We start from the raw sequence: 13556 nt of genomic DNA on the forward strand, positions 1-13556 counted from the left end.
CAAGGCGAAGCGACCGGCCGTTAGACGCGCCGCTCGGCCAGAGTTCGGGTTCTGGCGTATATTTGAGCTATTATAGTGTATTACAGGACCGCAAAGGCAACGACCGAGACACATTTATGAACCACGCGTATCGCCTCCCCGCCGCTCTTCCCAGCAAACGATTTCTGCTGACCATCGCGCTGCTGGCACTCGCCGTTGTGAGCGTCGGAGCTTGGGCGCAGGATGGACAACGGCAGGACGGTGGCATTTACGTGCCCCTAGGTGAAGCTCTGGTGGTCAACTATGGGGGGCCGGGCCGGCTTAAGTACCTGCGCGCCGATGTCTCGCTCCGAGTCCGAAACTCCACGGATGCCGCCATCGTTCGGCACCACATGCCCCTGATTCGAGGCAACTTGGTGCTGCTGTTTAGCCGCCAGGACGAAGAGGCCGTCAATACCCAAACCGGCCGGGAACAGTTGCGCCAACTAGCCCTGGAAGAGACCAATCAACTGCTCACGGAAGAGGAAGGTCAAGCCAACTTGGTGAGGGATTTGCTGTTCAGCAACTTTGTTGTGCAGCGCTAAGGGCGCCGCTTAACACGGCTGGGGGCTTTCCTGGCAGCACCGGTACTGCTCATAGTAGCGGCGCAGATACTCCTCAAAGGTTACCCCTTCCGCTTGTTCAAGTGCTTGCTGGTCAGCCAGCGACACTTCAGCCAAGTGACGATGCGCGCCCAGGGATTCCGGCGTCAACGGCCGATCCTCAAAATCTTTTCTGTGTTGCTCTGCCAGCTTCATGACCAGCCGGGAAAAGCTCACGCCCTGCTGTTTCATATCCGCCAGGATACGAGCCGAGGGGGTGAGCTCGGGATGGCCCAGCTTCGCCTTTTGATGCTCCACGGCCGCGCGGAAATGTCCGTCGCCCTGCGACTGATCCAGTAGCGCAGCACAGTCCGACATCTCCTCCAGCAACTCCCTAGCCCATTCGTCCATGGCTCGTTCACCGCCCCCGTTCCAGAGCTTAAGCCCGGGCTCTCGGCCTCGGTAGACAATGCGTTTTTGGTTTTCCTGGATGTGCCGATACTCTTGCTGTTCGGTAATGGGGCTGTCGCTGAGTAGACAATGGATCAGGAATGCGTCCATAAAATGCATCTGCTCTGAACCGATACCCAGAGGGTGATAAGGGTCCAGATCGACACAGCGCACCTCCACGTACTCCACACCGCGCAAACGCAATGCCTGCAGAGCTGTTTCACCAAAACGAGTGGTGCGCTTGGGACGAACACTGCTGTAAAACTCATTTTCAATCTGCAGCAAGCTGGTATTGAGCTGCTGGTAATGACCTTGAGCGTCTTTCACGCCGACGGCCTGGTAATCCGGGTGGGGCCGGGTAATGGCGCCACACAAGGTATTCAGGTAACTGGGCAAGTCGTTGTAACACACCAGCAGGGACTGTTGAGCCGCACTTTGGTAACCCAGGTCACCCATGCGCAGGGACGTGGCGTAAGGCGAGTAAAACGTCTCCCGGTCATCACCAAAAGGCTCGAGCTGGTGCTCGCGCCCTTCTACAAAGGATCTGGATACGGCAGGCGCAGCGCCGAAGAGGTAGATCAGCAACCAGAAATGCCGGCGGAAATTGCGAATCAGGTCGAAGTAGCGCTGGGTTTTGTACTCTTGCAAAGACTGCTGATCGCCTTCTTGAACCTGCAACTCGCGCCAGAATTCATCCGGCAGGGAAAAGTTGTAGTGCACCCCGGCAATGGTTTGCATTTTCCGGCCATAGCGGTGCCCGAGCCCGAGGCGATACACGGTTTTCATGGTGCCACTATTGGAGCTTCCGTAGCGCGCAACCGGTATCTGCGCATCGTCGCCCAGCGAGCACGGCATACTGGCTGGCCAGAGCAACTCATCACCAATGGAGGCGTAGGTGTAGCGGTGAATCCGATCCAATTGCTGCAAGATTGAGCCAACCCGATTAAAGGGCTCAGTAATAAATTCCAGAAGGGCTTCACTGTAATCCGTGGTGACATGAGGGTGCGTGAGTGCCGAGCCTAGCGCGCGGGGATGCTCAGTTTGCGCCAGCGCTCCGGCGGGTGTTACGCGCAGACTTTCCTTCTCCACCCCTCGAAGGATTCCCCCCAGGGCACGGTTAGGGTCAGAGCCGCCAAAATGCTTCAGGTGCTTAGCGTATCGACTGGAATGGGGCAAGGTGAATCCTCAAGTAAGGCGACGGCTCACTCACGCCGCACGGCAAAGATCTGTGGCTCGGATGACGTCACTCTTCCACATTGGAAAGCATGTCGTCCATCACCGCTTCCGCGTCTTTACTGTCTTTGGCCGGACGGGGTTGGGCCGGGGGCAGATCCTCGGGGGCGATCACCGGTAGGCCGCGCTCATCAACCGGGCACAACATCAAGGTAATCCGCTGAGTGTAATCCTTAGCGCTGATCTCCACGCGCTGATTCACCGCTTCATCTTTGTGAGGCGTCTTGAACAGGCTATTGCGATCACGCCCATCCAACCACTCTTTTTGCTTGCTGAGAAACAGTTTGTCTTGGTTCTGGAGTATGTAAAGCTCGCTCATTGATCACCGTACAGCGTTTGGAAGCATCTTAATTCCCGGGCGATACCGGTCGGTCGAGACGGAATTGTTCAGGGTTACGGCGGCAGTTGCAAGGGGTTTTTTGGGGGACATCCTGGCCACAGGATACCCACCTCGGTCGCACCCTCAGAAGCGCTTCCGGCGCCGGCATTCGACAGCTTTACCCCCTTCATCCGAGGCCATTCAGCGCCCTATGGAGACTACGGAGCCCGATATAGGAAACGTTTTCAGGAACAGGTGCCACAACGGTATTGGTTATACTCTTCCTTAATAAGTACTCCTCCATCCCCCCAAAGATGCTTATAAACAACCCTTATTCGAGCCTCGAATTCCCTCGAACGATATTGAATTAATTGCTTATAATTCAGACAGTTACGGACAACAATCAGAGCCAAACGCAGGCCATCCCTATGGCCAAGATTGGTCAATCGCACCACCTGCACGACCTGGGGTCAGAAAAACGCTTGCATCCCCAAAGCCAGTCACGGCATACTGCCATCAAGTCTCATTTGGCGCTCTAACGGCGCCCAAAAATGAAAACGTTTCTATTTTGGAGTACGCCTGCGGGCCCCATACACTGTGTCCATTAAAGAAGTCGCGAAAATTGCCGGAGTATCTATCTCCACCGTGTCCCGCTGTCTGAACAGCCCGGACCAGGTGAAGAGCAAGACCTTGGCCGCGGTTCAGTCCGCCATTGCGCAGACGGGCTATGCCCCCAATGCGCTCGCACGCAACTTCCGCCGAGGCAAAACCGGCTTGGTCATGGTGGTACTGCAATCGGTGGGGCTACCTTTCTGGGAGGGCGTCATGCGCGGTATCAACGGGGTCGCTCAAGAAGAAGGCTACTCCATTTTGATTCGAGAAACCGCCAGTAGCCCTCCGGAGCTGGACGAGTATTGCAAAATGGTTATGTCCAAAGAGGCTGACGGCATCATCATTCTCGCCAGTCCCTCGCCCTTTGCCGGAGCGAGTGCTTACTCCACTCAGGATCGCCGGACACCGATCGTGCTAGGCTGTGAAAACGTCACCGATGAGCTGGCCCATATTCCCAGCGTGCGAGTGGACAACCGACGCGCCGCCAGTGAAGCCACTCAGTACCTGCTACAACTGGGGCATGAACGGATAGGATTTATCGCCGGCTCGCGCAGCTCACTGCTTACCCGAGACCGAGAGCGCGGCTACTGGGATGCAATGAAATCCAGCCCGCTCGGCCAACACCGGGACTGGGTAGCCAACGGCGACCAAAGTATTGATGGCGCACGCCGGGCAACGCGCAAGTTGCTCAGCCTCGATGCGCCACCCACCGCCATCTTTTGCGCCAATGACGAAATGGCCATGGCTTCTATCTACGAGATCAAGCGCAGTGGCTTGCGGGTACCGGAAGATGTGTCCGTGGTCGGTTTCGACGACATTCGCTACGCGGCCATTATGGATCCACCGCTGACCACCGTGGTACAGCCGACAGAAGAAATTGGCGAACGCACCATGCGCCGCTTACTGAACGCCATCGAAGGGCGGGACATTGGTGAGGCCCCGGAAATTGTTGAACATCGGCTGATTGTGCGCGAGTCCACCGCACCACCGCGAGCAGCCGGAAACACTGACGAGCCACAGCGATTAAGGGCGTCATCTTAAAGAACAGGCCGGGCATGCTTCAGCCCGCTAACGTAACAACAGCAACTGAGACGAGTGAAACTATGTATTTTCTTGGATTAGACATCGGCAGCTCCTCCGTCAAGCTGGCCGTCATTGACGGCGAGAGTGGCGAGCGCGTGGCCAACGCCACCTACCCTCCTCAGGAGATGGCCATTCAGGCCCCGCAGTCCGGCTGGGCTGAACAGGCGCCGGAAGACTGGTGGGATGCCATCAAGAAAGGCTGCGCGCAAATGTGGCAGGCCAAGCCGGAGCTGAAAGACAAAATCGGCGCCATCGGCATTTCCTATCAGATGCACGGCCTAGTAGCCGTGGACGACAAGGGCGAAGTCTTGCGCCCCTCCATCATCTGGTGCGACAGCCGTGCCGTAGGTACGGGCGAAGCCGCTTGTGAGGCTCTAGGTCGGGATTGGTGCATGGAGCACCTGCTCAACTCCCCGGGCAACTTCACCGCCGCTAAGCTGCGCTGGGTACAGGAAAACCAACCGGACATTTACGCGCGCATCGATAAGATATTGCTGCCAGGTGACTACATCGCCCTGAAACTTACTGGCGAGTGCACCACCACCGCCTCCGGCTTGTCCGAAGGGGTTATGTGGGATTTCTCCGAAAACCAGGTCGCCAGCAAACTGCTGGATCACTGGCAAATCGACCCCAGCTTGGTAGCCCGTCAGGTGCCCAACCTGGGCGTCTCCGGTGAAGTGTCCGAGCAGGCCGCCGCCGAGCTGGGCATTAATGCCGGCGCCAAGCTGGCGTTCCGAGCCGGTGACCAGGTGGCCAACGCTTTCAGCCTGAATGTGCTGGAGCCGGGCGAAGTGGCCACCACCGCAGGTACGTCCGGCGTGGTGTACGCGGTGACCGACAAGAATATTGCCGACCCCGATCAACGCATCAATACCTTTCTGCACGTCAACAAAGATGCCCAGGCGCACAACGGCCTACTGGCCTGCATTAACGGCGCCGGCCGCATGAACAGCTGGTTGCGCAATGTGTTGAGCGCGGGCGGCGATGTTTCCTACCCGAAGTTGAACGAGTTCGCCGAGCAGGCGGAAATCGGCAGCGATGGCCTGACCGTGCACCCGTTTGGCAATGGCGCTGAGCGGCTGCTGCAAAATCGTCAACTGTCCGGCCAGATGTCCGGCCTCGATTTGAACCGGCACGGCCTGCCTCATTTGGCTCGTGCTACTCAGGAAGGCGTTGCCTGCGCCATGAACATGGGCTTTGAACTGATCAAAGGCTTGGGCGCCAGCACGAACCTGGTGCGCGCGGGCCACAGCAATATGTTCTTGAGCCCGCTGTTCAGCCAGGCATTCGTGAACATGACCCAAGCGCCGCTGGAGCTGTACCAAACCGACAGCGCCGACGGTGTGGCACGCGCCGCCGCTTGGGGCAGTGACTACTATTCCAACCGTACCGATGTGTTCCGCAGCCTGACGCGCATTAAAGTGATCGAGCCGGAAGCCGCTCTGCAGAGCCAGTATCAGGCTGTGTACGGGCGCTGGCGCGAGCACCTGGATCGATTGTTAGCGCAGTAACGTTTTTGACTCACGTGGAGTCACGCCCCCGGCAGTGGCTCCGTTATTTTTAACCTATCCATGACAACAGCAAGGATTTTTCCTATGAGTATTACCCTCGGTGATAAAGAGTACTTCCCCGGCGTTGGCAAAATTGCCTATGAAGGTCCGGAATCCGATAACCCGCTTGCATTCAAATGGTACGACGAGAACAAAGTCGTCGCCGGCAAAACCATGAAAGAACACTTCCGCTTCGCGGTTTGTTACTGGCACACCTTCTGTGGCGCTGGTCACGATCCCTTCGGCCCTGGCCCCTTTGTTTTCCCCTGGGCCCAGGCCAAAGACGAAGCCACTCGTTCACGCATGAAAATGGACGCGGCGTTCGAGTTCATCACCAAGCTGGGCGCGCCCTACTACTGCTTCCACGACGTTGACCTGATCGAAGAAGGCGACAGCCGTGCGGAAACCGCCAAGCGCCTGCAGGCGATCGTTGAGTACGCTAAGCAGAAGCAAAAGGACTCCGGCGTTAAACTGCTGTGGGGCACTTCCAACCTGTTCAGCAACCCGCGCTTTATGAACGGTGCTTCCACCAACCCCGACTTCAATGTCGTCGCTTATGCTGGCGCACAGCTGAAAGACGCGCTGGATGCGACCATTGAACTGAGCGGTGAAAACTACGTGTTCTGGGGCGGCCGCGAAGGTTACATGAGCCTGCTCAACACCGACATGAAGCGCGAGCAAGAACACCTGGCCCGCTTCCTGACCATGGCTCGCGACTACGGCCGCGCCAATGGCTTTAAGGGTAACTTCCTGATCGAGCCCAAGCCCATGGAGCCCACCAAGCACCAGTACGATTTCGACAGCGAAACCGTTATCGGCTTCCTGCGTCATCACGGCCTGGACAAAGATTTCAAACTGAACATCGAAACCAACCACGCCACTCTGGCCCAGCACACCATGGACCACGAGATGCAAGTTGCTGCCAACGCCGGCATGCTGGGTTCCATCGACGCCAACCGCGGCGACTACCAGAACTCTTGGGACACTGACCAGTTCCCTTACAACATCAACGAAACTGTTGAGATGATGCTGGTACTGCTGCGTCATGGCGGCTTCCAGGGCGGCGGTGTCAACTTTGACGCTAAGCGTCGTCGCAACTCCACTGACCTGAACGACACCTTCCACGGCCACATTGGCGGTATGGATGTGTTCGCCCGGTCACTGCTGATTGCTGATGATCTGATTCAGAAGTCACCCCTGGAAAAAATGCGCGAAGAGCGTTATGCCTCCTTCGATAGCGGCAAAGGTTCCGACTTCGAAAAAGGCAAACTGACTCTGGAGCAACTGGCTGAAATCGGCAACGCCGGTGGCGAGCCCAAGCAGACCAGCGGCCAGCAGGAGCTGTACGAGAACATCATCAACCGGTATGTTCGCTAAGCCGGCACGGCAAAACCTGAATGTGTCGAGGAGGCATGATTGCTTCCTCGGCCCAATCGGGTTAATTTAGTCGTACCTCAGACGGGGTGGAAGCTTGGCTTTCCACCCCGTTGTTTTATCTGGGGCATAAAAAAATAACGTGAGACAGCATTCATCCAGCTTGGAAGGACGCTCTAGCCCATTCAACGTGTGACTTGAATGGATTCCCGTCCCCATTTGGGGTCGAGGATGACGTTCCTGCGCGGGAATGACTCCAGCTAGAGATTCCTTAACGTCTTTACAATAAAGTAAAAGGTAGCGTCATGAATACAGCTTCGCACCCTGAACAAGGCAGTACCGCCTTTGTCATTTTAATCAGTTGTGTCGCCACCATTGGTGGTTTTCTGTTCGGCTTTGACAGCGGCGTGATCAACGGCACCATCGATGGCCTGCAAACCGCGTTTCAATCTGATACCGCTGGTACCGGCTTTAGTGTTTCCTCCATGCTGCTCGGCTGCGCTGCCGGCGCGTTCTTTGCCGGTCGGCTAGGTGATAAGTACGGGCGCCGCACGGTGCTTATCGTAGCGTCGTTGTTTTTTATCGTCTCCGCCTGGGGCTCCGGTATTGCCGGCTCCACCACGGAGTTCGTGTTCTACCGCATCATCGGCGGCCTGGCCGTGGGCGCTGCCAGCGTCATGGCTCCAGCCTATATCAGTGAAGTGGCCCCGGCGCGCTTTCGCGGCATGCTCACCTCCATTCAGCAAATTGCCATTATTACCGGCTTGACCGCTGCCTTCCTAAGCAACTACTTGCTCGCGGAAACGGCCGGCGGATCACGTGCGGAATTTTGGGGCGGGTATGAAACCTGGCGCTGGATGTTCTGGATGGAACTCGTTCCCGCCAGCATTTTCTTTTTTGCTTTGTTGGCCATTCCTGAAAGCCCCCGCTACCTAGTGGTCAGCGGTAAAACCGAACAGGCGGGTTCAGTTCTAGCCCGGCTTTATGGCCGCGCTGTTGCCGCTACCAAAGTGCAGGAGATCAACGACTCCCTGGCCACAGACCACCACAAACCACGCCTCGCCGATTTGATCGACAAGAAAAAAGGCGGATTGCGCGTTATTGTCTGGGTGGGTATTGGCCTGGCCGTACTGCAACAATTTGTCGGCATCAACGTGGTGTTCTATTACGGTGCGGTACTCTGGCAAGCCGCCGGTTTCTCGGAAGGGGATGCCCTGGCCATCAACGTGATTTCCGGCAGCATCAGTATTGCCGCCTGCTTTATCACCTTCTTTTTCGTGGACAAAATCGGCCGCAAACCGCTGTTGTGGTTCGGCTCCGCCGGTATGGCGATCAGCTTGGCGCTGGTCGCCTTCGCCTTCGCCGGCGCACCGGTTGATGTGGACACGGGCAACCTGGAACTGTCCGACAACGCGGCGTTGCTGGCCCTGATCGCGGCCAATGCCTACGTGTTCCTGTTCAACCTGTCCTGGGGACCGGTCATGTGGATTATGTTGGGCGAAATGTTCCCCAACCAGATCCGCGGCTCCGGCTTGGCGGTAGCGGGCTTGGCGCAATGGCTGGCCAACTTCCTGGTCACCGCGACCTTCCCCATGCTGCTGGTGGGCATCGGTCTGTCCTTGACCTACGGCATCTACACCCTCTTCGCCGCCTTGTCGGTGGTCTTTGTACTGAAGATGGTGAACGAAACCAAAGGTCGGGAGTTGGAGCAGATGGAAGGCTAAGATTCAGCTTTCCTGAAGCCACAAAAAAGGGGCGGACAAGTTATTTGTCCGCCCCTTTTTTTCGGGAACTGATTTTGCCCTATCAATACGACTAGCGATTTAGCACATTGCCCTCGAAATCAAAAACGGCGAATCGAAAACGGGGCTCCCCACCTGCAAATGAGAAATCACCGGCAGCGGATATTTCTTCGCCATCAATAATCAACCTGGAAACCTCACTGCTGGCACTGGGATTCCAAGGCGTTAGGCTACCTGCTGTATTGAACGCGGCCAAACGGTCACGCGGGAAACCGCCCGCATCCGTAAACTCTCCAGCTGCGTAAAGAACGCCGTCATTAAACACAAGGCTGCGTACAGTTCTGCCTGCCCCGGGGCTCCATGGCAGCACATCCCCTGCGAAGTTAAACGCTGCCAATCTCTCTCGAGGTTCGCCCCCTGCGCTCATAAAGGAGCCTCCCGCATAAATTACCCCGTCGCCCACAACTAGAGTTCGAACCAAATCATCTGCGCCCGGGTCCCAAGGCAGCAACTCTCCGTCGAAATCAAAAGCAGCCAATCGTTCTCGAGGCTGACCGTTGGCACTGGTAAACAGTCCACCCACATAGACGGCATTATCATCGTACGCAAGACTCAGTACAGTTCGCCCTGTGCTAGGACTCCAAGGCAATAAGTCGCCTTGTGCAGTAAAGGCCGCAAGGTTCCCCCGGGATACACCCCCGGCAGTCGAGAAGCTGCCGCCAGAGTAAATGTCTCCATTGATTAGGGTAAGCGAATTTACTGGCCCGCTTGTCCCCGGGTTCCAAGGCAGTAACTCACCACTAGAAGAAACCGCCGCCAGTCGATCACGCTGCTCACCACCGACACTTGAAAATTTCCCTCCCGCATAAACCACACCACCGCTGACCGCGAGGCTATATACCTCACCATTTGGAGCTGGGTCCCAACTTAATATTTCGGCTTCGTCGTCAAAAGCCACTAAGTAAGGTCGACGCGGATACCACTTACCAGTAAGGTTCCCGCCGGCATATACAATACCGTTATCAACCGCGAGGCTATGTACCATATGCCACATAAAGTCGTTAGCTGGTTCCCACACCACAGTGCCGTCGGCATCAAAAGCTTTCAATACATGATTGCCACCTACATATAGAACATCATCTTTAATAACCAGACTATATACAGAACTCCAAACGCCGGTGGGCTTCCATGGCAATACATTTCCGGCTTCATCAATGGCCGCCAAGTAACTTTGGGAGGTTTCGCCAATGCTTTCAAACCTTCCTCCCACATAGATAGTTCCAGATTTTACCGCAAGACTCTGGACCGACCGGTCTGCTCCTGGATTCCAAAGCAGCAGATCTCCTTCGAGAGTAAATGCGGCCAGTCGCCGACGGCTCTCACCGCCCGCAAACCAGAAATCTCCCCCAACATAAACAACGTCGTTCTCAATGGCCAGGGCGTTTACCTCCCCCGATACGGAACCTTTCCACCCCAATACATCTCCTTCTCTGCTAAAGGACGCCAGCGTTCGACTAGGCTTACCATCGACATAGGAAAACCACCCACCTACGTATATCACTTCTTCATAGAGAGCTATGGCCCGGACTATCCCCGGTGAGGCGTCACTAAGAGTTGTACGGGGGGCCCAAGGTGTGACTCTGCCCATACGGTCAATCTGGGCCAAGCTGTAACGCGGTTCACCCCCGACTTCAGTAAAATGACCGCCAATGTACCAACCTCCCTCGCCATCCGGCACAGAGGCATAAACATCGCCGTTTACAAAAGGCCACGCCAGAGCGTGCTGCGCCCCATCGGCGGCAGGAGGTAAACCCACGCCAGATCCGGTTGGTGACCCAACTTGGGTAAAACTGCCTCCCACGTAGTGGGTTCCATCGGTATCAATTGCTAAAGTATGCAGGCCCGCAATTCGCTTCGGATCCACTTTACGCGGAGTAAAACTACTCCACGCCGTGATGACCCCGTTGGTTTCCAGCGCGACATACACAGGTGCACCGGCTTCAAGTCCCTTCAACTCAATTGGCGAGGTGACATCCACTTCCAGCGTCGCGCCAAAGGAAGCATAGTTCTGGATATCCGTGGTAGGACTATTGGCGATAATCAGGTTATAGCTATCGACATCGTCTGTAGGCCAATTGAGAATGGCACTTTGTGAACTTGTAACCTTTGCCTGAAGGCCACCATAGTGCCCCTTTTCTGCCCAGGGGGTTTGACCAAACCGAGCGGTAACATTGACATCCCCCCGGACATTGGAGTCAGTTCTGCTGATAGCGGCTTTACCATCACTCCACTCAATGAACTGGAAGCCCTCATCCGGTATCGCAACGATAGTACCGCCAGACGAGCCATGAGTAACTTTCTGTAGTGGCTCTCCGCCCAAGGAGCCGTTTGCTCCTGCACTGTAACTCAACGTATATTCATTGATTGAAAATTTGGCACCAACAATCAGACTCTCGATAATTTCTAAGTCGGTCCGGGGGTTGTCGGTGCGGCCGTCACTCCAGCTTGTGAAGTGATAACCTTCATTGGGTGCCGCAGTTACGGCGCTACCGTTTGAGCCATGGGGCACCTGTTGCTTAGCACTCCCTTGCACAACGCCATTGCCATCAGTACTGTAGTTCAAAGTGTATTCTTTGAGTGCAAAGTATGCGGTAATACTTCGGTCTTCCATAACATGCGTATCGGTGCGCGGGTTGTCAGTGCGACCATCACTCCAGCTCACGAAACGGTAGGTTTCTGCGGGCACGGCAGTCACCGCAGTGCCGCTCGAGCCATGAAGCACTTGTTGCTCAATCTCACCTAACAAGGTTCCGTTTGCACTGGCGGTGTAATTCACACTGTATTCGGGGCGGGAAAAAATGGCTTTGACAGAAAGGTTTTCTGTCACGTCATGGTCCGACCGGGGGTTATCCGTGCGGCCATCATTCCAGTGTACAAACTGATAGTTTACTTCAGGCAATGCAGTCACCGGGGACCCATTTGAGCCTATGATTACTCGTTGATTGGTATCACCTTGCAAGCTGCCATTTTCAGCAGCGGCATACGTTAGGCTGTATTCCACGATTTCAAAGTTGGCAGTGACAAATAGATTTTCCGTCACCATTTGATCTATGCGAGGATTATCGGTACGACCGTCGCTCCAGTTTACAAAGTGGTATTTTTTATCGGGCACAGCAGTCAATGCAGTACCATTCGCGCCTTTGAGCACATACTGGTCAGTTTGACCATCAAGAGTGCCGCCAGCACCAGCGCTGTAACTCAAAGTGTATTCGTTCCTGTAAAAGTAGGCGGTCACAGAAAGCGTTCCCATAACGTTAGTATCAGTGCGCGGGTTATCCGTACGGCCGTCACTCCAACCTTCGAACTGGTAGTTCTCAGCGGGAACCGCGGTCACTTTGGTTCCGTCCAATCCGTGGACTACATTCTGAAGTGTGTCTCCTTTCAAACTGCCGTTTTCTCCAGCGTCGTAGCTCAAGATGTATTCGGAAGGAGCGAAGTAAGCTGTAACGCTTAGATCGCCGGTAACGCGAACATCAATGCGAGGATTAACCGTACGGCCGTCACTCCAGCCGATAAAATGGTAGCCCTCCTCGGGAATGGCGATCAGCTCGCTACCATCTGAACCATGAGTAACTTCTTGCACAACCTGCCCCGCCAAGCTACCTCCCTGGCCTGTGGCGTAGGCCAGGGTATATTGATCAGGAGTGAACTGCGCCATTACGCTCAGACTGCTGACAAGCTGATTATCCACACGAGGGTTGGCTGTGGAGCCATCGCTCCAGGAGGTAAACTGGTAACCCTCAAATGGAACAGCTGTTACAGCACTGGTGTCGGCTCCATCGGTTACGAATTGGGTTGTTCTACCTTGCACCATTCCGCCGAACTCAACGCTATAGGTCGCAGTGTGTACAAACGCAAAGCTTGCGTACAATTCCAGGCTCTCGGTAACGTTCTGGTCGATGCGTGAACTTGAATCCGCAGCGTCGTTCCAGCCCATAAACTCATAGCCTTCATCCGCTATGGCTATGACCTCCTGCCCATCGCCACCGTGGAAGACTCTCTGGGTGGTCTCACCTTGGATCCTCCCGTTCTCCCCAGCAATGTAATTCAAAGTATATTGCTTGCGCGCAAAGCTGGCGCTAACACTTAGGTCATAGCGGATATCAGTATCGGTACGGGGGTTGTCTTCGCGCCCATCGCTCCAACTGACGAAGTAGTAACCTTCCGCGGGCACGGCGGTTACCTCGATACCATCTGCGCCTTCTTCCACGTTTTGCTGCGCTGCCCCTTCAATAGTGCCATCAATTTCGGCGCTATAACTCACAACAAAATTGACTGCGCTGGGGGGCGGTGGAGGCGTAGGGGTGGGTGTATTCCCAGGTTCGGGGTTACTACTCCCGCCACAAGCGGTGAGAAAACCAAACAGGATGAAAAAAAACAGCCAGGAAGTTAAGCGAGAGGGGGGCATAATGGGTCGTCCTAGGTAGGTCCCTTACTTTAGGTCGGCATGAAATGCCTGACAGCCGCTCTTCAGGCGGCTCTTTTTCTAACTCCAACGAATGGAGCTATTCGATTATGGCATGAAATATATCATCTGCCATATAACTTTTATTATATAAAAATACTCTCGAGT

General features: G+C 55.4%; 8 protein-coding genes. 5 read left to right on the forward strand and 3 right to left on the reverse strand.

Features of this window, described 5'->3' with window-relative positions:
* Positions 1-62: 62 nt before the first annotated feature.
* Positions 63-563: a flagellar basal body-associated FliL family protein gene (locus tag RBH33_RS05425; RefSeq protein WP_306731126.1), complete on the forward strand. Its 501-nt coding sequence runs from the start codon at positions 63-65 to the stop codon at positions 561-563.
* Positions 564-572: 9 nt separating this feature from the next.
* On the opposite strand, the gene gshA is transcribed toward RBH33_RS05425, so the two are convergent.
* Both gshA and RBH33_RS05435 read right to left on the reverse strand, forming a co-directional pair.
* Entirely contained in the window at positions 573-2156 is a 1584-nt protein-coding gene (gene gshA / locus RBH33_RS05430; protein WP_306731273.1) for a glutamate--cysteine ligase, read from the reverse strand.
* A 97-nt stretch (positions 2157-2253) separates the two neighbouring features.
* Positions 2254-2562: a hypothetical protein gene (locus RBH33_RS05435; protein ID WP_306731127.1), complete on the reverse strand. Its 309-nt coding sequence runs from the start codon at positions 2560-2562 to the stop codon at positions 2254-2256.
* A 597-nt stretch (positions 2563-3159) separates the two neighbouring features.
* Between RBH33_RS05435 and RBH33_RS05440 the strand changes: the two genes are divergently transcribed.
* The 4 genes from RBH33_RS05440 to RBH33_RS05455 all read left to right on the forward strand — a co-directional run bounded on the left by RBH33_RS05440 (position 3160) and on the right by RBH33_RS05455 (position 8905).
* A complete protein-coding gene (locus RBH33_RS05440; RefSeq protein ID WP_306731128.1) occupies positions 3160-4215 on the forward strand; it encodes a LacI family DNA-binding transcriptional regulator in 1056 nt (351 codons plus the stop codon).
* A 62-nt stretch (positions 4216-4277) separates the two neighbouring features.
* Positions 4278-5768: a xylulokinase gene (locus RBH33_RS05445; protein WP_306731129.1), complete on the forward strand. Its 1491-nt coding sequence runs from the start codon at positions 4278-4280 to the stop codon at positions 5766-5768.
* A gap of 84 nt (positions 5769-5852) precedes the next feature.
* Positions 5853-7184: a xylose isomerase gene (xylA, locus tag RBH33_RS05450; RefSeq protein WP_306731130.1), complete on the forward strand. Its 1332-nt coding sequence runs from the start codon at positions 5853-5855 to the stop codon at positions 7182-7184.
* Between the two features lie 302 nt (positions 7185-7486).
* A complete protein-coding gene (locus RBH33_RS05455) occupies positions 7487-8905 on the forward strand; it encodes a sugar porter family MFS transporter (protein WP_306731131.1) in 1419 nt (472 codons plus the stop codon).
* 91 nt (positions 8906-8996) lie between these two features.
* On the opposite strand, the gene RBH33_RS05460 is transcribed toward RBH33_RS05455, so the two are convergent.
* A complete protein-coding gene (locus RBH33_RS05460) occupies positions 8997-13391 on the reverse strand; it encodes an InlB B-repeat-containing protein (RefSeq protein ID WP_306731132.1) in 4395 nt (1464 codons plus the stop codon).
* Between the last annotated feature and the right edge of the window lie 165 nt (positions 13392-13556).

The sequence above is a fragment of the Marinimicrobium hydrolyticum genome (genome assembly GCF_030848505.1).
Taxonomy (GTDB): domain Bacteria; phylum Pseudomonadota; class Gammaproteobacteria; order Pseudomonadales; family Cellvibrionaceae; genus JAVDDU01.